Here is a 23,060-nt window from a genome sequence, read left to right as displayed (position 1 = left end):
AAGTCGGGGCCTCACGCCTCTCTTTTTACAATTTCTACCTCTGTCCGCATCTCCACCCCGTAACGTTCATGGATCGTGTCTTGCACATGGCGGATAATAGCAAGAACATCAGCAGCTTTTGCCTCTCCTAAATTCACAATAAAATTACCATGAAGTTCAGAGATTTGCGCATCCCCAACCCGGTACCCTTTTAATCCGGACTTTTCAATAAGTGCTCCTGCATGATCCGGAAGCGGGTTGCGAAAGACACTGCCGGCGCATGGACGATTCCAAGGCTGTGTTTCTCGTCGATATCGTTTATGTTTCATCATCTCTTGTATAATTTCTTCTTTATTTCCTGGTTTCACTTCTAAAGCGGCCTCTATACAAACCCCTCTTTCCTTTTGCAGGCGAGAGGTACGGTAGGAAAATTCCATTTCTTTATTTTTTATCCATTCAAGCCTGCCATCAGGGAATAAAATATGAGCCTCCGTTAAAATATTCGCTATTTCCGAACCGTGGGCACCGGCGTTCATAAAGACAGCCCCACCAATCGTTCCCGGAATACCGCCAGCAAACTCGAGGCCCGTCAATCCCTCTTTACTAATCACGTTCGCAAGTTTGATAATAGAATAGCCGGCTCCGACCTTAACTATATTCCCATCCAGCTCTAAGTGGCTTAATTTCGGGCCAAATTTCAGCACTGCTCCGGCAATCCCGGCATCATCAACGAGAAGATTTGATCCTCTGCCAATTGCCCGCCAAGGCAAATTGTGGCGCTTGATCACTTCCATCGTTTGAATGACACCATCTACGCTGTCCGGTTCAATAAAGATATCAGCAGGACCGCCAATTTTCCACATGGTATGTTTAGAAAGAGGTTCATTTTGTGCGACCTTTCCGACTTTCGCCTCTTCCAGTTCCCGTATGATTTCTATCATGTTGCCGTTATTCCCTCCTTTTCTTTGGTTTCATTAATCCTTTCACTAGTCGAACTACATTCTCAGCCGCATGAGGATATGCTAACTGCAAAGATGCTTCATGCATCGCTCCCCAGACCTTTTGATCTTGCAAAATATGGTCAATGTCTTGGAGCAGCAGATTTCCGTTCAGATCAGTTTCTTTTCTAAGGATCGCTGCGCCGTTCTCACTAAGCATTCTTGCATTTTTTTCTTGGTGATTGTTAGTGACATAGGGGCTTGGAATTAAGACAGCCGGCAATCCTAATGCGGTAATTTCCGCAAGTGTCGTAGCGCCTGCCCGTGTCACAATGAGGTCGGCATGATATAACACGGCTGGCATATTATCAATAAATGGTTGGATGACCACGTTATTTGGGTTTCCTGCCTTTTCCACTTCTTCTATTACTTTATCATAATGAACGGAACCTGTTATATACAAAAATTGCCATTTCTTATCACGGACTGCCGGCAGAGCTTCAAGAAATGCTTCATTAATCGGCCTGGCACCGCGACTCCCTCCAACAATAACGACTGTCTTTTTCACTGTACTTAGACCGAGTGCGAGAAACGGATTGTTCGGCTTCGTACTTGCTACTTCAGATGCCCGTGGATTACCGGTGACTCTTACTTTTTCTTTCTTTGGGAAATACGCCGCTGCCTCTGAAAAGGACACTGCTACTTTATCCGCATAGCGGCTTAAAAATTTATTTGTCAGTCCTGGGATGCTGTTTTGTTCATGGATGATCGTCGGCACACCTAGCTTTGACGCAGCATAAACAACGGGACCAGCAACATATCCGCCGGTTCCGACAACAACATCTGCCTGAAAGGAACGAATTTTCTTCTTCGCCGTCCGTGTACCTCGCAAAAATCGCCACACTGTTTTAATATTTTGCGGGGAGAGCTTTCGCTTAAAACCGCTTATTTCAATCGTTTCAAAGGGAATACCCGCGTTGGGAACGATTCGGCTTTCTAAACCATTTTTTGTGCCGATATATAAGCACTCACTCTCTGGATTCTGTTTTTTTATTTCATTGATAAGCGCGAGGGCAGGATATATATGGCCTCCTGTCCCACCCCCAGTCACGATAACTTTCATAAATATCCTCCCATAAATTGTTCCTGTCTCACTTCTTAATTAAAATGGGTTCTATGCCTCGTTATATTCAGGACGATTCCCATTGCAAGGAGCATCAACGTAAGAGATGAGCCCCCGTAGCTTAAAAATGGCAGAGTAATGCCAGTGACGGGAAAGAGCCCAATGACAACCCCTATATTTATGAGCACCTGCAAGAAAATCATTCCGCATACGCCTGCTGCCAGGAGCGCACCGTACATATCAGGCGCAGCGAGAGCAGCTGCGATGCCCCTCCATAGTAGTATCCCGAAAAGAAGAAGGACGAAGCCGCCTCCGATAAAACCTGCCTCCTCAGCGAGAATCGCAAAAATAAAATCCGTCTGTGGCTCGGGCAAATAGTAAAATTTTTGGCGGCTCTCCCCAAATCCAAGTCCAAAAAGACCGCCCGGGCCAACAGCATATAACGATTGAATAATTTGAAAACCGGCTCCCAGTGGGTCAGACCACGGGTCTACAAAAGATGTAATACGCTGCAGACGATACGGCGCAGATAAAATCAATCCGACAAACCCGATAACACCAATTCCGCCAAGGAAAACAAAATGCCGAATCCGGGCACCTGCTGCGAAAAGCAGGACAAAGCACGTGCCTACCATTACAGCTCCAGTACCAAGGTCAGGTTGCAGCATAATTAATCCGAAAGCCGAAAAAATGAGCAACAAAGCAGGAAGCATTCCCTTTCTAAAATGGGGAAGGTGTTTCTGATGCTTTGAAACGTAATAAGAGAGAAATATAATCATACCTAGTTTCATAAACTCAGAGGGCTGAATAGAAAAGGCTCCAGCTCCAATCCAACTCCGTGCTCCACCCCTGACCATCCCGATTCCCGGTATTAATACGAGAATGAGCATAATAAAACAGACAATGAGAATGACAAAAGCCCATCGCTGCCAAAACCAATAATCGATTTGGGCGATAAAAAGCATAGCAGCTACGCCCATAACGGCAAATATCAACTGCCTTTTGACAAAATAAAAGGCATCCCCCTGTACGTGTTCACCCCAGGCTGAGCTGGCACTATATACCATGAAAAGCCCGACAATCAGCAGACCAGCGATTGCTGCAACAAGTACAGCATCGAAAGGCCGGCGTCGATTTTTCATAACGTTCACCTCGCGCATCCATTAGATTCCCTTTTATGAATGTATGCTTGTTTGAGGTGAACATGCTTTCTTCTTGGCCCACTATTCGTTTCCGAGCGTATCTACAGCACGCGCAAAGTGATTACCTCGTTCTTCAAACGTTTTGAACTGATCCCAGCTGGCACAGGCCGGGGAAAGCAGGAGTACATCTCCTGCATCTGTATGTGAGAAAGCAGCTGGAACAGCATCTGCCAGCGTTTCCTTCGCCTCTACTATCGGAACACCTGCTTTTTTAGCAGCTTCTGTTAATTTTTGTTTCGTTTCCCCATAAAAAACAGCTGCTTTTACGTTTTGAAGAGCGGGTATTAGATCAGTAAAACTATTACCGCGGTCAAGACCGCCGGCAATTAACACAATCGGGTTTTCAAAAGCCTGAATTGCTTTTTTTGTTGATAAAATATTGGTAGCCTTCGAATCATTGTAGACACGGCGACCGTCAACTGTTTTTAAAAACTGGAGGCGGTGCTCAATCCCCTTGAATGAGCGCAACACCTTCTGGACGGAAGCAATATCCGCCCCGTGGATCATAGCTGCTGCGATCGCTGCTAACATGTTCTCCTGGTTGTGCTTGCCAGGAAGAGCCGCTTCTTTCACAGGCAAGATCGCTTCCTCCTGAAAATAAAAAATGTCATCCTTCACATAAGCACCACCACGATTTGTTCCTTCAGTTGAAAAAGGAAGAAGTGCCGCCCGGGACTGCTTAGCAAGTACAGTAACCACAGGATCATCGCTATTATAAACAGCCGTATTACCAGGATCCATGTTTCGAAACAGTTTCCCTTTTGAACGTTCATAATCATGACGGCTTCCGTGATAGTCAAGATGAGCATCAAAAATATTCAACAGAACTGCCGTTTGCGGGTGAAATGTCTCGGTTCCTTTCAACTGAAAGCTTGATACTTCTGTCACCATAATCTCACCCTTTTGGACTTGCTCTGCCACTTCACAAGCCGCTTTACCGATGTTGCCCGCTAAGTAAGCCGTTTTACCACTTTCTTCTAACATATCATGGATAAGATGGGTCGTAGTTGTCTTACCGTTGGAACCGGATATCGCAATCATATCTCCTCGGCAGAGAAATCCAGCTAATTCGATCTCTGTCACGACCGGCAACTCTTTTTCAAGTGCGTACTGTACTAGCGGGTTGTCATAACGAATGCCCGGATTTTTCACGACATACTCCACTTCATCAACAAGCTCTAGAGGGTGGGAACCGGACACAAGAGTAATTCCAAGTCCTGTAAGTGTTTTTTCCTCCTCACTTCCTCGTAGGTCTTGGGCGTCATTCACAACAACAACGGCTCCGTATTTTCTTAACACTCTCGCCGCTGCCATACCGCTTTTTGCCAAACCGATTATTAAAACTTTTTTTCCGTCAAACCACTCTATTCCATTCATAGCCACACCTCAATATAAATGCCAAGTACTGCACAAACAATGCCCGCCGCCCAAAATGTCACGACGACCCGCCATTCGGACCATCCAGATAACTCAAAGTGATGATGGAGCGGACTCATTTTAAATAAGCGATTTCCCGTTGTTTTAAAAGAAATAACTTGCAAAATAACCGAGAGTGTCTCCACAACGAAGACACCGCCTATTATGACGAGCAGGAATTCCATTTTCACGATGATTGCAAGGGCAGCAATCGCTCCCCCAAGTGCAAGCGAGCCAGTGTCACCCATAAACACTTTAGCAGGATGGGCATTAAACACTAAAAACCCGAGAACGGCACCGACAACGGCAGCAGCAAAGATAGATGTCTCTTCCATGCCGATATACCATGCCAGAACGGCAAAGGCCCCAAACGCAATGGCACCGGTTCCGGCGAGGAGCCCATCAAGCCCGTCTGTCAAGTTCACTGCGTTAGAGGCTCCTACCAACATGACAATAACGAGAAGGAAATAAAACCAGCCCATATCAAATGACAAATTGGTTCCCGGGACACTTACGATTGTTTCAAAGCCGGTGTTATTCAACACGATAAAAAAAACAAGTGCGACCACCAACTGGCCAAAAAGCTTTTGTTTCGATGTCAGACCCAGGTTTCTTTTTTTTGTTATTTTAATGAAGTCATCGAGGAATCCAATAAGGCCAAAACCAGCCGTCACAAAAAGAAGCAATAACACTTCCGTTTTTAATTCAAGCCATATTCCCTGGACTAAAAGAGTGACTATCATGATGGAAACAATGATCATCACTCCTCCCATCGTGGGAGTACCACCTTTTTTTAAATGGGACTCCGGCCCGTCTTCCCGGATGCTCTGCCCGAATTTCAATTGCTTTAAAAACGGAATAAACAAGGGTGATAGTAACACAGTAAGAATGAATGCTGCGGCTAAAGCTACAAATATAGCAGCTGTCATGGTGCGTCCTCCTCTACTATTGCTTCAATTCGTTAATTGCTTGTTCTGCTACTTGACGGTCGTCAAAATCAAGCACTTTACTTCCAATGAGCTGATATGTCTCATGTCCTTTCCCGGCAATCAAAACAACATCGTCTTTCTCTGCTTTATTAATCGCAGCCCGGATGGCTTCACGGCGGTCTTCGATCACCGAGAAGTGATCTGTCTCTTTGACCCCTTTTATCATATCATTTAAGATTTCCCGAGGTTCTTCTGTACGGGGATTATCTGAAGTGAAGATGGCCTTATCACTGTATTGAACAGCGATTTTTGCCATCTCTGGGCGTTTTGTCGCATCGCGGTCTCCTCCGCAGCCAATGACGGTTACGACCTTGCCCTCAGTCATTCCTTGTACTGTTTCCAACACATTTTCCAGACTATCCGGTGTGTGGGCGTAATCGACAATCACCGCGAACTTCTGACCGGCGTCTACTGGCTCAAAGCGTCCTGCGACCCCTTTTACCTGACAGAGCGCTCCACAGATTGTATCAAGCGCAATTCCTTCAGCGAGACAGGCCGTTGCTGCGGCGAGAGCATTGTATATGCTGAAACGGCCAATTAAAGACATTGATATTTCTCGTTCTCCCCACGGAGTAACCAGCTGGAATGACGTTCCGTTAGGCGATAAGACCACATCTTTTGCCTTCACGTCACTATCTTGATCCATTCCATATGTAAGCACCTGCACAGAAGTCATCCGTTGATAGTCTTCTGCCGCTGGGTCGTCTAAGTTTAATACTACTGTCTTTCGCTCCCCATCATACGTGTTGCCAAGCTGGGAAAACAAGAGCCCCTTGGCCTGTTTATATGCTTCCATTGTACCGTGATAATCAAGGTGGTCTTTCGATAGATTGGTAAAAACAGTTGTATTAAAATCACAGCCCCGGACGCGGCCAAGGTCTAGGGCATGGGAGGATACTTCCATGACACAGGAATCCACCTTCTCCTCCGCCATATCAGCGAACAGCTTTTGAAGCGGCAAGGACTCGGGGGTTGTATTCTTCGCTTCGGCTTTTTTTTCACCTATTTTTGTATACATGGTGCCGACCAATCCTGTTTTTTGATGATCAGCTTGTAAGATCGATTCAATTAAATGACTGGTTGTTGTTTTTCCATTCGTCCCTGTTATCCCGAACAAACGGAAAGAGCGCGTCGGATGATCATAAAATACGGAGGCGATAACCGCCATAGCTTTCCTAACATCCTTCACGAGTACAACTGGAATGTCTACATCGAGGGGGCGATCTGCAACTAGCGCAGCCGCCCCGCTTTCCTCTGCCTGATTGGCAAAATCATGTCCATCTACGGTATACCCGCTCACACAAAAAAACAGACTTCCGCTTCTCACTTGCCGGGAATCCATTTCGACTGACGTAATAAGCGGATTATCTGGATGTGTTAGCTTTTTGACTAACAAATGATTGGTTAAATCATGTAACCTTTTCATTTTGGATCGCTCCTGCACGTAGTATATTATTCCTCTTAATCCGGGTCTCACAGACTTGGCTGTCTGAAGTTTTTCGTCCTTCTATTCTAATCGGTTACCAACGATTTGTCACCAAGATACAGCCGAATCGTTCCACCTTCTGTAATTTTCTCTCCGGCTTCTGGTGATTGGGCAATGACCACTTTTCCTTTTCCGCGTGTTTCGATATTGAACGGGTAGTAGGCTTGATGCACTTCTTTTAAAGTCCGTCCCACTATATCCGGAACTTCTATCAGGGCTTCTTCATTCCACTTCAGCTCTTTTTCGATTTGATCACTGCGTTTCTCCACGCCCATGGCGGACAAACTATCGTGAATGATATTTCCGACTATCGGTGCTGCTACTATCCCGCCAAACTGCAGTGTATCTTGCGGGTTATCGATAGCCGTATAGACGACAATCTCCGGGTCATCAGCAGGGGCAAAGCCAATGAAAGAGACAATATGATTGTTCTGTAAGTATCTTCCCCCTACTGCCTTTTGGGCAGTACCTGTCTTTCCGCCAATCCGGTAGCCGTCTCGAAAAGCCCCTCTTCCTGTTCCTTTCGCTACAACATGTTCAAGGGCGTCGCGCACTTTCGCAGATGTCTCCGACGAAATGACTCTTCGTTTCATATCTGGCGGATACGACTCAATAATGCGGCCGGTCTCGGGGTCGACCCATTCTTTTGCAAGCCGCGGTTGGTAAAGATAGCCGCCATTTACAGTTGCAGCTACCGCGGTCACCTGCTGAAGCGGTGTTACAGATACTCCCTGTCCGAAAGAAGTCGTCGCAAGTTCGAGCGGTCCGACATTCTCGCGGTTAAATAAAATACCTTTTCCCTCTCCCTGTAGGTCGATTCCAGTCTTTTTCCCAAAACCAAACGATTCAATATAGTCAAAGAGTGTGTCTTTGCCAAGCCGCTCGCCAAGCGTAACGAACCCAGGGTTGCATGAGTTCTCCACTACTTCTAAAAAGGTTTGGTCACCGTGTCCTCCTTTTTTCCAACAGCGCAACCGACTTCCGCTTACTTCGATATAACCTTTGTCATGAAAATGCTCATCCTCTAAATCAACCTTGTCTTCCTCAAGCGCCGCCGCTAATGTGATAATCTTAAACGTAGACCCTGGTTCATACTGCGACCAGACCGGTTTGTTTTGATTGTAGACTTCCGGGGGCAATTCACGGTAATTTTCAGGATGAAAGTCAGGACGGCTGCTCATCCCTAATATTTCACCGGTATCAGGATCCATGGCAATCGCGAGGGCACCATCCGGCTTATAGGTTGCCTCTGCAATATCAAGCTCCCTTTCGATTATCGTCTGTACTTTCGCATCGATAGTGAGACGCAGGTTATCACCTTGTTCAGGGCGTTTGTAGCGATCTGCAATTCCCGGCATCCGTTGCCCCTTTGCATCCGAAAAAAAAGAAACATATCCTTTTTCCCCTCTCAGATGCTCATCGTAATATTTTTCTATGCCAGTCAGCCCTTGATTGTCAATGCCAGCAAAACCAAGAACGTGTGACAGGAATGTTCCTTTTGGGTAATGACGCTTGTTATCTTCGGCTATATAAATCCCTTCCAGATCCAAATCTCGTACTTCTTTTGCCTTCTCCTTACTGATCTTGCGACCTTCCGGATTAAGGCGGACCATCGATTCCTTTTTTGTTACCCATTCATACGCCTTGTCTTCACTCACGCCTAATACAGCAGCCAATTGTTCTGCTGTGTTCTCTGGCTCCTTTATTTGCCGTGGCACGACAAGAATAGAGGGAGCGCTTATGTTTGTTGCTAATACTTCACCGCCGCGGTCTAAAATCTCGCCGCGCTCTGCTTCAAAAGGGACATCCCTGCTCCATGAATCTTCCGCAAGTCCGGAAAGCCAGTTTCCCATCGTAAACTGCACATATCCGAGCCGCACTAAGAGAATAAAAATGGCTAACGCTCCAGCAATTAAAACGAAAAATAACCTTTTTCTTACCGTTACTGTTGAGATACGCAAATTCCACCACCACCATAAGGCTGAAGTTTAGAGAAACTGGCTGCAGCTATCTATTCGTTGTCTCTATACACCCTATGCTTGTTTATTAGTTGACAGAACACGGTATCTCCCAGCACGCTCAAATAGAGGAACTACAGTTTCCTGAATCATCGTCATTACTCGTGGGGTTCGTTGTTTCGCTCTTTCTTTTCCTCGTGGCTGTCCTCTTCTTTTTTCGTTTCCTCTTGTTCTTTCCGTATTTGATCAGGATCCTTTAACTCTACTGTCAAATAATCATTTTCTTGAAGAACAGCCCCTGGATCAATACTCTGCTCGGTAACATAACCGGAGCCGAGATGATGAAGCTGCAGTCCCACCAGCACACTGAAGCGTTTCGCATCTCTTAGAGACCAGCCTGCCATATCCGGCATCTGCAACTTTCCGCTCGTCAGTAAAAATACTTTCTCCCCAATAATAAGCGAAGATCCTGCAAGCGGATATTGCTCGGTAATCGTGGAACCATCGCCAATGACAACAGGCTTAAGACCCAGTTCTTTGACACTCTTCACTGCTTTTTTGACATGTTTGTTTTCAAAGGAATCAAGCTGGATGCCATCCTCTTCGTATACCTTCTCCGTCTTCGCATCTCCTGTAGACAAATTCATATACGACAGGCTTTGCTTCATAACAGGATTGAAAATTTTTGATACAGGTGCGGAGCCAGTTTCATGTCCCGGCAGCTGTGGGCGATCAACGGCAACATAAACGATAACCTTGGGATCTTCCGCAGGTGCCATCCCGAGAAAAGAAAAGATGTTCTGATTATAACCGGAGAGATAGCCTTTCCCGTTTGGATTACTTATTTGCGCTGTCCCTGTTTTACCAGCGACATTGATTCCCTCAATTTGGTAAGGATGACCCGTTCCGTGTTCTCCTGTTACTACTTGTTCGAGTTTCTCCCGCACCTTTACCGCCGTTTCTTTCTTGATCGGCTCGCCGGCTGCTTCTGGCACTGCTTCGTAAGTTTGTTTATTTTCGTTCAGATCATACATTTTGTCAATAATATAAGGTTTCATCATTTTGCCATCGTTCGCAATAGCTGTAGCAGCCTGTACCATTTGAATAGGGGTAACCGCCGTTCCCTGCCCAAATGCAGTAACAGCAGCATCCAGTTTACTAGAATGAGCAACGAGGCTGTCCGCTTCATTCGGCAGATCGATTCCCGTCTTTTCACGGAAGCCAAATGCTTGTAAGTACTCATAGAAGCGCTCTGGCTTTAATTTTTCAAGTGCCAGCTTCGCAAATGCCACATTTGAGGAACGAACTAATCCCTCGTCAAAACTAATCGTACCCCAGCCACGGCTATTGTTATGATCTCCTATTGTAGAATCACCGATCGTGTAAGTCCCGGATTCATACGTTTCATGTTCATTATACACACCAGCGTCTATCGCGGCGGCAAGGGTGAACATCTTCATCGTGGACCCTGGCTCAAACCGATCAGAGACAGCGTAATTCGTATAATTGGTAATCGACGAATAATCATTTGGATTGAAACTTGGCCGATTACCCATTGCCAAAATTTCTCCCGTTTCTGCATTCGCAACGATCGCCGTCATTTTTTGCGGCTTATACTCTTCGTCTACAGCTGTCATTGCCTGTTCGAGAGCAATTTGAATGTTTGTATCAATCGTTAAATAGACATCCTCACCGTTTTTTGGCTCTCTTAAAATCTCTTCTTTATTCAGAAGCGGAATTCCTTTCACGTTCCGTTGGTAAGTTAAAGAACCATCTTTGGCAGACAGACGCTTATCAAGACTGGCCTCTAACCCCATCACTGCCTCGCTCATATCGCGGGCGGTATACCCTAACACGTGCGACGCAAAAACTTGTTTTGGATAATAACGTTTTTTCTCTGTACGAAAATAAATACCGGGTAATTCTAGCGCCTCAATCTCTTGTTTTTGCGACAGGGTCAAATACTTTGATCCAGGACCTAGTTCTACCTGGAATTGATCTCTTTGTAAAAGCTCAGCCAACCTGGATTCCTCCATATCAATATAAGGGGCCAACTTCTCGGCAGTAACCTTGGGGTCTTCGACATGTCCGTCGTAGTCCTCGTCAAGAATTGCAAACGCCGTGTATGCCTGTACTTCTTTTGCCAGCTGTTGGCCTTCACGCGTATAAATGGTACCTCTTTCTCCTGGAAGCGTCTGTGTCGTTGTCCACCGCGATTCCGCAAGCGCCTGCAAATCTTGGCCGTTGACTTCCTTCCCAGTAGAAATGTAGAAAACCCTACCCGCAAAAATGAGGAAACATAAGGTGACAACGGCCATTAAGAGTAACGCTCTTTTTACTGTTTCTTTTCGTAACCGGCCCAGTTTGGCCACCACCTCTCTGTTCGACTTCTAATCATCGGGAGTTCTCTGTTCACAGTTGTCCATGCAAAAAAGGGCCGGCCCGGTATCATTACATCGGCCGCCCCTTTTCCACCTCTATCCTATTATTACGGCGCTGATTCTTGGATAACTTTAACCTTATCATCGTTTAATGTCATGCCCAATTCTTCCTTTGCATAATACATAATCCGATCAGGTGCGCTTAATTCAGACACTTCTACTTCATATCCATTGTTAATCTCTGCCTGTTCCTTAATGGAATACGTTAGATTTGTAATTTCCCGGTCTTGCGCATACACTTTTGCATAATTGGATATCACGAGAAATGAGGCGCATATGATGGCAAGTACCATGGTTAGGGCAATTAATTTTTCGCCTTTCGTAATTTTCCCGCGGACGCGCCGTTTTTCAATAGTAGTATGTACTGCCTGCTTCTCTTGGTTTTGCCGATGGATTTGCTGTGCTAAGTTCGTCAACGTTTTATCCCCCTAACGTTTTTCCGCTACCCGCAATTTAGCCGAATGTGAACGATTGTTCTCGGTAAGTTCAGCATCATGAGCGGTTATTGGTTTTTTAGTTACGACACGAAGTTCAGTCTCTGCCTCTTCTGGAATAACAGGCAGTCCTCTTGGCAAATCGGGAAGCGTGCTTTTCGCTTTGAAAATTTGTTTACAGAGCCTGTCCTCCAAAGAATGGAAAGAAATGACACAAATCCTGCCCTTTTCATTCAATAAATCTATCGCATCATGTAATGCTTTCTCTAATACTTCTAGTTCGTTATTCACAGCCATCCGAATCGCTTGAAAAGTTCGCTTCGAGGGATGACCACCCTTCCTGCGCGCTGGGGCTGGGATAGCTTCCTTAATAATGTCCGTCAGTTCAAACGTTGTTTCGATCGGTTTTATCTTTCGCGCTGCTTCTATTTTTCGTGCAATTTGTTTAGCAAATTTCTCCTCACCATAACGCGAAAAAATATACAGCAAATCACCGAAGCTCCATTCATTGACAACTTCCTTAGCGGTTAATCCCTGCTGCTGGTTCATTCGCATATCAAGTGGCGCATCAAATCGGTAGCTGAATCCTCGTTCTGCTTCGTCAAATTGCGGTGAGGAGACACCTAGATCGAATAAAATACCATCCACTTTACTCACGTCTCTTCGTGAAAGCTGTTCAGTAATTTCCTCAAAGTTGGCATGTATAGCCGTAAAGCAATGCTCATATTCGTTGAGTCGTTCCTGAGCATGCGCGATTGCATTGTCATCTTGATCAAATGCATACAAATGGCCGCCGTCTAGCTTTTGTAATATCAACTCACTGTGACCACCACCACCGAGTGTGCAATCTACGTATATACCACCCGGTTTGACAGCTAGTCCATCCACTGCTTCCTGCAGTAATACGGTATCATGGCTAAATGGCGTCAAGGGTCCGCCTCCCCCCTTTCATACATCTTCCTAATCCTATTCATCAGAAATCAAAATCTACAATGTTTTCAGCTATGTCAGCAAAGGATTCCTGTGATTCTTCGAAATATGTATCCCAGTGATCCTTGCTCCAAATTTCTACGCGTGTGGAAACACCAATAATCACGGTTTCTTTCTGGAGCTTCGCATAGTGGCGCAAAGTGGAGGGAATACTTATTCTTCCCTGTTTATCCAATTCACATTCGGCTGCTCCTGAAAAAAAGAAACGGGTGAAAGCTCTTGCATCTTTTTTCGTGAAGGGCAGGGACTTCAGCTTGCTCTCCAGCCGTTCCCATTCGTCCATGGGGTATATAAATAAACATTCATCCATACCGCGCGTAATAACAAAGGCACTTCCCAGTCCGTCGCGGAAGCGCGAGGGAATAATCACTCTACCTTTATCATCCACGTTATGGTGATATTCCCCCATAAACATCGTCTCATCCATCCTCCTCCACTTTCTATTTTAAAGTTACCACATTCCCCCACTTTACACCACAACTTTTCTTTGTTTTTTCACGACAAAAAAGCCTCCGCCACATGGCAGAAGCTCCTAAAAATAGTCGTTCTTACTAAAATTTTTCATTTATTTTACATTTTCACAACGTGATGAGACAATTCTCGTTCGACAATCTTGTTACATAGGCTTATGGCCAGATCGCTCCCATATTCATTCAGAAACCATAGAACGTTAAAAACACGTTCTTGCGGTTTATTGCGAGGCAGGAGAAATTGTGCTGCTTGTTGTATGTTTTGAAGGCGTTGCTCCTCCTTACCGTCTTGAAAGGAATCTATTTTCTTCGCGAATTTTCGTATCTCCCGCTCAATAATAAGCCAGTTTTTCTCTCCGTATTGCGCTTCAGATGGGTTCAATGCTCCCCATTCCTCACGCATTTTATCGTGAAAAGGCAGGGCCGCCTGTAAAAAATTCTCAGCCAATTGCTGTCCATCGACCTGTCTTGCTTCATCCAGAATTGCTGATTTCCTTTCATCTCCGCCATCACTTATTATATCCTCTATCGTTAACTGCTCCCGCTCCAACCGCGCTTCCATGCAGCGCGGCAGCAAGGTGTAGGAGATCCGTGGTACGACAGGGGGGACAGTTACGTTAAACTGATGAAATAAGGGGCGGAGAAGCGACCAGTAATGTATCTCCCCTGGGCCGGCAATGAAGGAAAGTACTGGGAGCAGCTTCTCCTGCACAAGCGGTCTCGTGAGGACATTTGCACTGAAGCACTCCGGATAACGTACAGTTGCTGCTAGTAAATCCTTTTTATCATACTCTGCCATCCCGCTTTTATCAGTGAATGTGCTTCTGTTTTTTTCATAAAGCAATCTTCTCTGTTTTGCGTCATGATAGAATACATGGATACTTTCCTGAGGCAATCCTGCCGGCAGACCGTATGCAGAACTCCGGCGCCTGTCCATTCCTTTTTGGACAGTTTCATTTACCTCCCTATGGCCCTTTAGCAAGTGTAGAAATGTATCTTGTTCCAACTCGCGGATAGACGGGTGATGAGCATCCAGGACGATAAGGCCTGTATCACGAAAGAGCCAGCGCATCATTTCCCCGAAAAATTCGGTTACTGTATGTGCGCGTGCTGCTAATTGACTCACCTTCCGATCGATAGACGCAGTATGCCGCGTTTCCGGCAGGAGTTCCATAATTTCCTCCCACCATCCTTGAAACGCTTTTTTCTCGAATACTTGGTCGGAAATAGAGCGTCCGGGATCATAAGGACCTTTATAGTTGATTTTTGTTGCGCCATTTTCACCTGGAAGCCAAATATGATTGACCTCTTCCCAATCATGATCTTCACCGGCTATCCAAAATACTGGCAATACTGGGACTTGCAGGTCAACCTCTAATTTTTTTGCTTCTTTTAAAATCGTAATCGCTTTGGAAATCGTGTAAAAGGGACCGGTTAAGAGTCCAGCCTGCTGCCCGCCGACCGCCATTACCGCTCGGGGATTATGCAGTTTCTCTAATTCCTCTAAAGCCTTTTCATGATGCAGAAATTGTCTATTATATGTATAAAGATGATTATACAAAGATGCTCTCGGAAACGAATCTCCTCTCTCCTGCAAATCGCGAAGCCGTCGTTTTTTCGCTTCTTGTGAAAAACCATAGTCAAAAAAAGCAAGCGCCGCTGATTTCTGCTTCATATAGTCACGGACAAATTTATCAGGATGGGGCCAATACTTTTCCACTAACTCCATGTGTCGTCCAACCTTTCTGCCTCTTCCCCTATTCTCTCACTCTGAATATCAGATTATCATGAAGCGTTAAGCAAGAAAAGCAGAAAGCAAATAACTAACTATTCCATAAAAAGACAATAAAATATACCCGCCGCAAAAGAGAAAAAATGTAAAGCGCCAAATACCTTTTACGAGTTTCATCACTTCAATATCATGACGGGTGCGGTAATGCACAATTGTAAATAATGCCGCTGTCAGTAAAATCACCAACAAGATCAACCAAAAATAGGAATTATTCCATATCGCCATCATGAGAAAATGAACAGAGAGAATAAACAAAACGGTTGAAAAATCAGCTGCAAGCCGCACTGCCTTGCTTTTTTGTTTTGTCCATTTTACCGTAATAATGTAAACGAGATACCATGCAAGAAATGGGATTGTAAGCATTGTTGTCGCTAAAAAGACAAAGAAATCCCCCACTTGGAAACACCTCCCTTTCTTATCTTTTCTCAAAATTTAGCATAAACGACTCCTTTCCGCGGTGCAAGGTTATGGATACAAAATCACAATACAAAAAAACGGCCGCTGTGAAATTCACGCAGCTAGCCGCTTTCTTCCATATTCTCGTCTTGTAAATAAGGGAGTGCTCCTTCCGATAATGCCCGCGCTTTTTCCATCACATCAAGAAGGGCACGGTAATCCTCTCGCAGCCTCCGGAAATCTTTTTTCACTTGAGTTAATTCTTTTTGCAATGCTTGATTTTCTTGCTGAAGCGCTTGCTTTTTCGCAGCTTGTTCGTTCTGTTCCTTGCTGTTGTTGTCCTTTAAGAAGCGAGACAGTTGCTTCAGAAAAGTGACTGTGTCCTGAAGCTGATCAGCCATATGGATTGGCTCGATTTCCTCTGCCACTTCATACTTTTCCTCAATGCGAGGAGGTTGTTCTTTCCCTTCCCCTGTATCGGAAACGGGTTCTAGTGGTACTGACTGCAAAGGAGACGATGTTTCTTTTGAGTCAACGCTTTCTCCTTCCCGGTGTTCCTTCTGTTTACGAGCCAGTTCGATCGCTGCTTCATACTTTTTGCGAATGCATGCATTCCATCGAAATCCGCATGCTGCAGCGGTGCGTGATAGTTTTTGGCTGGCTTCCTCAAAAGCGGCCAGCTGGGTGCTTCCCTCACGCACATGGCGAAGCACAATTTCTGCTAGTGTAATATCATCATCATCAGACCATGCATCTTGTCTGGATATTCCCATCATAATCCCTCCGTTCCTTTCTTTATCTCTATGATTGGAATATAAAAGATAGAATGACTCTATCAGCAAATTATTACCTACTTTTCAAAAAATATTCCTTTTCATAGAAAAAAAAGACTTTCGGAGTGATAGCAAGGCTTCGTGGTTTCTGTTCATATGTTAGACTTTCACGGGTTATTATATTCGTCAAATCGGGTGCCGTTGTTAACGTTTTTTATTCCGGAAAGCTTCTACTGCCTGATGATGTGCATCGCTCCCCCATAGTACGGCACATTCTTCCACTTCTCTCTTCATCCGTTGCCGCAGCATGTTCAAGTCTGTGTGATCTAATTTCCGTCTTTTATATGCAGCTAGTACTTGAACAGGGATGTCCTGCCAGGCGGCAAAATATTGTTCTAATTCGGCTCTTCCTTGTCCAGGATTCAATACGTGCTGAAGAAAACCAATTTCTTTCGCTTTGTCAGCTGGATAAAGGCGACAAGAAGCAGCCATGTCAAATGCGGTCTCTGCGCTCACACGCTCTAATAGAATAGACGTACCGCCCCACCCCGTCGTAATAGCCAGTTTCCCTTGGACAAAACCTATTTTCGCCTCGGGTACTGCGACACGGTAATCACATGCTGCAGCAATTTCCGCCCCTCCTCCTACGGCTGAACCATTGATGAAGGCAATGGTAGGAATTTCGAGAGAAAAGAGCTGCAGCAAGATCTTGCTCATACGATCAAGCATCGGCCATGCGTCCTCTTTCGTATACAGCGAGTGAAACACCGACAGATCACCACCCGAACAAAATGCGTCATTACCCGCTCCTGTGATGATGAGGCAACGATCTGTCTTTTTCAATTTTACGTCATCCAACACATTTTCTAATTGTTCCATGACTTCATAATCAACTGCGTTACGCTTCTCTGGCTGATTGATCTCCACATATGTAAAAAAATCTTCGCGCGTCACGATTACCTTTTTCCCCAATGTTCTTCCCCTCCTCGAGTATTCCCCCAGGTGATCCTGTCCCAAGCGGAACGTTAAAATCCTTCACTATTCAGTCACGTGGCGGCATATACACTTACACTAACAAAAAAGCTGAGCACCTCTTCGGTAATCTCAGCTTCTCTGGCTCGTTTATTCGCTTCTTTAGTTCTTTTCTACAACGGTCTCCCCTTTGTAGGAACCGCAGTTCTTACAAACACGGTGAGACAATTTCATTTCACCGCATTCAGCACATTCAACCATGCCTGGTGCTTGGAGCTTGTAATGGGCACGGCGTTGGCCTTTTCGAGCTTTTGACGTACGTCTTTTTGGTACTGCCATAATTCTCCACCTCCTTTATATAGATGTGTCAACATATTTTCATTCTTGTTTGTCAAAAAACTTGGCTAAATCAGCCATTCGTGGGTCTATGTCCCTTTTTTCATCCTGTCGATGTTCCCCGCTATTCTCACTAGTGATTACTTCCCAGTCATTTCCTTCCTGCGGCGCAACTGCTTCTTTTTCATCTACATTGTCCGCAAAAATCTGAATGGGCAGTTCCAGTAAGATATTTTCCTTCACATACGGTAGAAGATCAACATAGCCATCTTCAGGCTCATGTGTGTAAATCTCCTCTTCGTCTACCGGCATACCGTCTAAACGAAAATGTTCCGTCATCTCGATATCAAAAGGAAAGGTAACATCCACAAGGGTTCGGGAACAAGGCAAGATCATCGATCCTGTTATCCGTAAGTGAAATGAAACCGTATCTCCAGAAAATGAGGCTTCCCCTGTTACATGGACTGGCGTGATATCTCGAATTTCTCGATCTCGCTCTTTTAATTCGCTGACATCTACGGATTGATCCACGGTTAAGCCTGCATGCTTTTTAGTGAGCAGCTGGTTAATACTCCATTTCATCAGAAATCACCTCTAGGCAACAAAAATAATTATAGCTACAGCATATTTATTTGTCAACATTTTTTCTTTACAATATAATTAAGAAGAGCAAGTACTGACGGGTCTTACATATCATAACACGCCCTTGATTCAATAGAAAGAGATCCTGCGCAGGAGAAGGAGGTAGTCATGAAAGCGGTCGGTTTAATTGTCGAGTATAATCCGTTTCATAATGGTCATTTTTATCATATCCATTCTTCCAAAGAAAAAACAAACGCTGATGTTGTCGTCTGTGTCATGAGTGGTTATTTTTTACAGCGCGGCGAACCGGCCCTTTTGCCGAGAAGAGTGCGTACGATGATGGCACTTGAAGGCGGTGCTGATCTCGTCGTTGAGCTTCCCTATATTTTTTCAAGCCAGCATGCGAGTTGGTTTGCCCGCGGTGCCGTTTCAATTCTAAGTGAACTCGGCGTTGATACTCTCTGCTTTGGCAGTGAACACGGAGATGTTTACCCATTTCTTGAACTTGCCAAGTTTCTACAGAATCATGAGAAAACGTATAATTCCCTGATTAAAGAATACAGCTCTAAGGGCCTCAGCTATCCGAACGCAGCGGCGCAGGCTTTTTCAGCACTGGAACCGGAGAAGTCATGGCCCGATTTAACAAAACCAAATAACATTTTGGGCTTTCATTATGTTCGCGCTCTTCGTGAGCTGCATAGCTCTGTTCAGCCTGAAACCATTACACGAAAACAGGCTGGTTATCATGATGTGCAGATATCTGAACATGAAATCGCGAGTGCCACCAGCATCCGTCGTTCCCTCATCAATGAGAAAATGCCACCGTCAGCAATCGCTCATACCATTCCAGAGACGACGCGACTCCAAATTGAACGTTTTCTAAAACATGGGGATCAACTTTATGAATGGGAGCGTTTTTATCCGTACTTACAAGAAAAAATCCTAGCGTCCTCCCTCGAATATCTAGCACGTATCTATGAGGCTGAAGAAGGACTAGAGCACCGATTCGTATCACACATAAAGCAACAGCCGTCCTTCCATGATTTTATGAAAGCTTGTAAAACAAAGCGGTATACGTGGACCCGGTTGCAACGCCTCGCTGTCCATCTTCTCACGGGAACGGAAAAGCAGGAAGCAACCACGGCTCTTTCACCAGGAAAAGCCGATCACATCCGTCTGCTCGGTATGAACAAAACCGGACAAGCCTACTTAAACAAAGTTAAAAAACATGTCGGTGTGCCGCTTCTTGCGAAAATGACAAAAAGAAAAACCGCACAGCAAAAACTTGATGAAAGGGCAGCACTGGCGTATTACATGCCCTTATCCCCTTCACAACGCATACTGAAGTGGAAAGAAGAATATGAACTGCCCCCCGTCATCCTGTCATAACCTAAAAGAAAAAGCAGCCAGCTCAAGAGAATCCTCTTGGACGGCTGTTTTTTCTTTTAGACGATTCTCTAAATAAGAGACCGCGTCGTTAAATTCTTTCACTGGTATGACTACCATATCTGTTCCCAACTCTTCAGCCGTTTTTACCGCGATTTGATAGTTGGACGGAGTTGCAAGGTCATCATCAGGAGCAAAGAAAACATCGACACCGGCTTTATGTGCGGCAACTATTTTTTTGTCAATCCCGCCGATTCTGCCAACGTTCCCATCTTCATCAATCGTTCCCGTTCCGGCTACGTCGAGTCCTCCGGTTAAATCTTTTTCAATTAATTGATTGTATATTTCGAGTGAAAACATCAGACCTGCGGATGGACCGCCAATTGCTCCAGCATCGATCGTAACTTCAGGATCAAATGTCACATCACGCTGTGTAAACGGATAAAGCAACCCAAGCCCGACTTTATCGTACTGTCCCATTTCAGCGGGGAATGTATCCATTTCCACAACGACATCCTTGGTTGCACCGTCTCGTTTAATCGTGAGCTCTACTTCTTCTCCTGCCTTTTCATCGGCCAAAAGCGAGTTCAGCTCCTCCAAGGTTGTAATCGGTTCTCCTCTTAATTTTGTGATCAAGTCGCCTTCTTTTAAATGGTTGGCCGCATCCATCCCTTCGATCACTTGAGTAACGCGGATTCCTTGGAATTTCACATCAAACGGGAATCCTGCTGCCTCATACGCCGTGATTTTAGCAGCTTCTTGGGCACTGTCCATCAACATCGTCTGTCGATGAAAATATTCTTCATCCGTCTCATCCTCTAACAGAAAGGCATCGGTCGGAACAACTTCCCGATAAGAAGAAAATTTTGCCCATATAAAAAGTGGAATCGTTGCACGTCGCTGCCTGATCGTCGTTAAGTAAAATTCACCTACTTCTCCGTTACCACTGTCAACGGATATCATCTCACCGAGTGGTGCCGCGTCACCTGGCTGTGAATAGTAATAAGGAAGCGGAATTTGTGTAACCACTAACAGAACTGCCAGAACAATTAATGCTGTCCAGCGCCGGGGTGTTCCTTTCCTAATACGATCGTTCATCTTATGTCCCCTTCCACTGCTTTATCTTTTCTATAATTAATGGGATTACTTTCTCTGCGGCATCTTTGCCTTCTTGAATAAGCGTGTCAACATTTTCAAATACGAGAGAGTGCTGATAACTGGAGATCGGCTTAATGAGAAAATCTGCTTCGCCTTCTTTATAGGTTTTCAACTGCCTTCCCATAATATCCATTGTTCGCACGATAACATCGTAAATTGTATGAATAGCTGGCTCCGTGTTATAAAACGACACATCTACTGCGATAACCAGATCTGCTCCCATGAGACGTGCCTGCTGAACAGGAACAAGATCAGTTACACCACCGTCTACATACATTCTGCCCCGGTAATAGGCCGGCACAAATATTCCAGGGATGGAAATGCTCGCACGAACAGCTTCGGCGGCAGGTCCGTCCCTGAATAGAACAGACTCTCCTGTCTGTAAATCAGCTGCTACGATTCCGACAGGCAGCTCCATGTCTTGTAAATTCTTTTTTTTTGATAGAACGTGTATTAATTCTTTCACTCTTTCCCCTTGGACGAAACCTAATTTAGGTACCGTAAAGTCCAAATAAAACCTTCTTTTAAAATAACGGGCAAAGGCTTCCATCGTTTCCGGCGTTTGGCCGGCTCCGTACAAAGAGGCAATTAATCCACCCATACTACTCCCCGTCATTGTGTCAATAGGAATATTATGCTTGTTTAATGTGTCGATAACACCGATGTGAGCGAATCCCCGTACGCCTCCCGCTCCTAAAGCGAGTCCGATGGATGGACGGTGCTGTGTCACTCTGACACCCCTCCCTCCTTAATAGGAACAGCTGCTCTTACCCAGCGAAAAAAGAAAAGGATAATGGTATAAATTATGCCGCTCTCTTCATATTCATGTGTAAGGACAACCTGGAAGGGTCTCTTCTTAACCGCTGCATACGTCTTTTCTCGTCATTCGCAGCTCTTTTAGCACCATTCCAATATACCACTTCGTCCCGCCATTTCACAAAGGAGGTTATCCCAGTTGAACGTAAAAACAATTCGGATGCTAAGCATGGCTTTTGTCGTAACCTTTATTGCAGTATGTATTATTATTTTCCCGCAAGATGTCTTGGAGGCCTCGCGAAAAGGGGTTGAAATGTGGAGTCAGTCTGTACTTCCTGCGTTGCTGCCGTTTTTTATTATCGCAGAGTTGTTAATCGCTTTTGGTGTCGTCAGCTTTATAGGAGTGCTGCTTGAACCGCTCATGCGACCGTTATTTCGTGTACCCGGATGCGGCGGGTTTGTATGGGCAATGGGTTTCGCTTCTGGCTTTCCTTCCGGGGCTAAGTTTACAGTCAGACTTAGGGAAGCAGGTAAGCTTACAAGAGAAGAAGCGGAAAGGCTTGTCAGTTTTACTAACTCATCGAGCCCCTTATTTATTTTTGGTGCCATATCCGTTGGCTTTTTTCATGATCCGACTCTCGGACTTCTGCTTGCGTTTGCCCACTATGCCTCCAATACAACCGTTGGGATTCTAATGCGCTTTTACAAGCATTCTGCACCCCCGTCTCCTCCAGCCAGCGCTTCATTTTCGATTGGCGCCGCGCTCCGTGCTTTAAAACGGGAGCAAGAAAATGATAAACGCCCGTTAGGAAAGAAGCTGGGTGATGCCTTGACAACTTCGATACATACGCTGCTTATGGTCGGCGGTTTTATCGTGTTGTTTTCTGTTCTCTACCGAATCATGCATGTTACAGGCTTGATTCATTTTGTCGCTTTAATCCCTGCTTATGCTCTTCACAGCCTTCAATTTGCTCAGGAACTCGCTTTTCCATGGGTATCGGGTTTTTTTGAGATCACCGTCGGAAGCAAGCTGACGAGTGATCTTGAACATACAAGCCTGCTCGAAAAAGCAATTGTAGTCAGTTTCATCCTGGGCTTCAGTGGATTTTCCGTACAAGCACAGGTTGCGAGTTTACTAGCGGACAGTGACCTGCGCTTTAAACCATTCTTCATTGCTCGATGGCTGCACGGTTGTTTAGCCGCCCTGTTCACCTATCTTGCCTGGGAGCCTTTTTATAAAAAACTGCTGCAGGAGCCGACCTTCAACGGAAATTCTCTCCCAACTATGACGACATGGTGGGATGTAGTGGAGAAATGGCTCTCGACATACGGTAGCTTTTTCACCATTGCTGCCCTGCTCTTATATGTATATACGATTCATCGTTTTACCCTTTCAAAGCGTAATGAAACGTAAAACAAGTGAATCTCTGACCCGATGTACTTGTTTTACAAACTACTGGTGAAACGTGTACATTAGACATAT

Annotated in this window: 21 protein-coding genes; 2 read left to right on the top strand and 19 right to left on the bottom strand. The window is 45.2% G+C overall.

Translation table 11 applies throughout. From position 1 onward, the window contains the following. Nucleotides 1–11: 11 nt before the first annotated feature. From murB to LOR49_RS05260, 17 genes are all read right to left on the bottom strand, one after another. A complete protein-coding gene (gene murB / locus LOR49_RS05340) occupies nucleotides 12–920 on the bottom strand; it encodes a UDP-N-acetylmuramate dehydrogenase (protein ID WP_240375180.1) in 909 nt (302 codons plus the stop codon). A gap of 7 nt (nucleotides 921–927) precedes the next feature. After that, entirely contained in the window at nucleotides 928–2,040 is a 1,113-nt protein-coding gene (murG, locus tag LOR49_RS05335) for an undecaprenyldiphospho-muramoylpentapeptide beta-N-acetylglucosaminyltransferase (RefSeq protein ID WP_240375179.1), read from the bottom strand. 35 nt (nucleotides 2,041–2,075) lie between these two features. Continuing rightward, nucleotides 2,076–3,182, bottom strand: a complete 1,107-nt coding sequence (spoVE, locus tag LOR49_RS05330; protein ID WP_240375177.1) for a stage V sporulation protein E — start codon at nucleotides 3,180–3,182, stop codon at nucleotides 2,076–2,078. Nucleotides 3,183–3,263: 81 nt separating this feature from the next. After that, complete coding sequence (gene murD, locus LOR49_RS05325; protein WP_240375174.1) at nucleotides 3,264–4,619, bottom strand: UDP-N-acetylmuramoyl-L-alanine--D-glutamate ligase; 1,356 nt, start codon at nucleotides 4,617–4,619, stop codon at nucleotides 3,264–3,266. Beyond that, nucleotides 4,616–5,587: a phospho-N-acetylmuramoyl-pentapeptide-transferase gene (gene mraY, locus LOR49_RS05320; protein ID WP_240375171.1), complete on the bottom strand. Its 972-nt coding sequence runs from the start codon at nucleotides 5,585–5,587 to the stop codon at nucleotides 4,616–4,618. The genes murD and mraY overlap by 4 nt, the downstream gene beginning before the upstream one ends. A 16-nt stretch (nucleotides 5,588–5,603) precedes the next feature. Next, nucleotides 5,604–7,073: a UDP-N-acetylmuramoyl-L-alanyl-D-glutamate--2,6-diaminopimelate ligase gene (locus LOR49_RS05315; protein ID WP_240375169.1), complete on the bottom strand. Its 1,470-nt coding sequence runs from the start codon at nucleotides 7,071–7,073 to the stop codon at nucleotides 5,604–5,606. Between the two features lie 86 nt (nucleotides 7,074–7,159). Next, entirely contained in the window at nucleotides 7,160–9,094 is a 1,935-nt protein-coding gene (locus LOR49_RS05310; protein ID WP_240375167.1) for a stage V sporulation protein D, read from the bottom strand. A gap of 155 nt (nucleotides 9,095–9,249) precedes the next feature. After that, nucleotides 9,250–11,466 carry a penicillin-binding protein gene (locus LOR49_RS05305; protein WP_240375165.1) on the bottom strand — a complete coding sequence of 739 codons (2,217 nt, stop codon included), beginning with the start codon at nucleotides 11,464–11,466 and terminating at the stop codon, nucleotides 9,250–9,252. 113 nt (nucleotides 11,467–11,579) lie between these two features. Continuing rightward, on the bottom strand, nucleotides 11,580–11,948 hold the full coding sequence (ftsL, locus tag LOR49_RS05300) for a cell division protein FtsL (RefSeq protein WP_240375163.1): 369 nt from the start codon (nucleotides 11,946–11,948) through the stop codon (nucleotides 11,580–11,582). A gap of 12 nt (nucleotides 11,949–11,960) precedes the next feature. Beyond that, entirely contained in the window at nucleotides 11,961–12,896 is a 936-nt protein-coding gene (gene rsmH / locus LOR49_RS05295; protein ID WP_240375162.1) for a 16S rRNA (cytosine(1402)-N(4))-methyltransferase RsmH, read from the bottom strand. 43 nt (nucleotides 12,897–12,939) lie between these two features. Next, complete coding sequence (gene mraZ / locus LOR49_RS05290; RefSeq protein ID WP_240375705.1) at nucleotides 12,940–13,371, bottom strand: division/cell wall cluster transcriptional repressor MraZ; 432 nt, start codon at nucleotides 13,369–13,371, stop codon at nucleotides 12,940–12,942. 155 nt (nucleotides 13,372–13,526) lie between these two features. After that, the gene (bshC, locus tag LOR49_RS05285) at nucleotides 13,527–15,155 is read right to left on the bottom strand and encodes a bacillithiol biosynthesis cysteine-adding enzyme BshC (RefSeq protein WP_240375160.1); all 1,629 of its coding nucleotides are present in this window, start codon (nucleotides 15,153–15,155) and stop codon (nucleotides 13,527–13,529) included. Nucleotides 15,156–15,221: 66 nt separating this feature from the next. Beyond that, the gene (locus tag LOR49_RS05280; RefSeq protein WP_240375158.1) at nucleotides 15,222–15,614 is read right to left on the bottom strand and encodes a DUF3397 domain-containing protein; all 393 of its coding nucleotides are present in this window, start codon (nucleotides 15,612–15,614) and stop codon (nucleotides 15,222–15,224) included. Between the two features lie 122 nt (nucleotides 15,615–15,736). Next, on the bottom strand, nucleotides 15,737–16,387 hold the full coding sequence (locus LOR49_RS05275; protein ID WP_240375157.1) for an RsfA family transcriptional regulator: 651 nt from the start codon (nucleotides 16,385–16,387) through the stop codon (nucleotides 15,737–15,739). 204 nt (nucleotides 16,388–16,591) lie between these two features. Next, nucleotides 16,592–17,359: an enoyl-CoA hydratase/isomerase family protein gene (locus LOR49_RS05270; protein ID WP_240375154.1), complete on the bottom strand. Its 768-nt coding sequence runs from the start codon at nucleotides 17,357–17,359 to the stop codon at nucleotides 16,592–16,594. Nucleotides 17,360–17,521: 162 nt separating this feature from the next. Beyond that, complete coding sequence (gene rpmF, locus LOR49_RS05265; RefSeq protein ID WP_240375151.1) at nucleotides 17,522–17,698, bottom strand: 50S ribosomal protein L32; 177 nt, start codon at nucleotides 17,696–17,698, stop codon at nucleotides 17,522–17,524. 39 nt (nucleotides 17,699–17,737) lie between these two features. After that, nucleotides 17,738–18,277 carry a YceD family protein gene (locus LOR49_RS05260; protein ID WP_240375149.1) on the bottom strand — a complete coding sequence of 180 codons (540 nt, stop codon included), beginning with the start codon at nucleotides 18,275–18,277 and terminating at the stop codon, nucleotides 17,738–17,740. A gap of 168 nt (nucleotides 18,278–18,445) precedes the next feature. Here LOR49_RS05260 and LOR49_RS05255 point away from each other — a divergent pair, with 168 nt between their 5' ends. Next, the gene (locus LOR49_RS05255) at nucleotides 18,446–19,666 is read left to right on the top strand and encodes a nucleotidyltransferase (RefSeq protein WP_240375147.1); all 1,221 of its coding nucleotides are present in this window, start codon (nucleotides 18,446–18,448) and stop codon (nucleotides 19,664–19,666) included. Here the strand turns inward: LOR49_RS05255 and LOR49_RS05250 are convergent. Further along, nucleotides 19,661–20,761 carry a YlbL family protein gene (locus tag LOR49_RS05250; RefSeq protein WP_240375144.1) on the bottom strand — a complete coding sequence of 367 codons (1,101 nt, stop codon included), beginning with the start codon at nucleotides 20,759–20,761 and terminating at the stop codon, nucleotides 19,661–19,663. The genes LOR49_RS05255 and LOR49_RS05250 overlap by 6 nt on opposite strands. A gap of 1 nt (nucleotide 20,762) precedes the next feature. Next, nucleotides 20,763–21,551 (bottom strand): patatin-like phospholipase family protein, encoded by a 789-nt coding sequence (locus LOR49_RS05245; protein WP_240375141.1) that lies wholly within the window; start codon nucleotides 21,549–21,551, stop codon nucleotides 20,763–20,765. 225 nt (nucleotides 21,552–21,776) lie between these two features. On the opposite strand from LOR49_RS05245, the gene ylbJ reads away from it, so the two are divergent. Next, nucleotides 21,777–22,991 carry a sporulation integral membrane protein YlbJ gene (ylbJ, locus tag LOR49_RS05240; protein ID WP_240375139.1) on the top strand — a complete coding sequence of 405 codons (1,215 nt, stop codon included), beginning with the start codon at nucleotides 21,777–21,779 and terminating at the stop codon, nucleotides 22,989–22,991. Nucleotides 22,992–23,060: the final 69 nt, after the last annotated feature.

The organism is Bacillus piscicola, assembly GCF_022458745.1.
Lineage (GTDB): Bacteria > Bacillota > Bacilli > Bacillales > Marinococcaceae > Alteribacillus_A > Alteribacillus_A piscicola.
The sequence above is the reverse complement of the archived record's forward strand: the minus strand, read 5'-3'. Positions and strand labels throughout refer to the sequence as shown.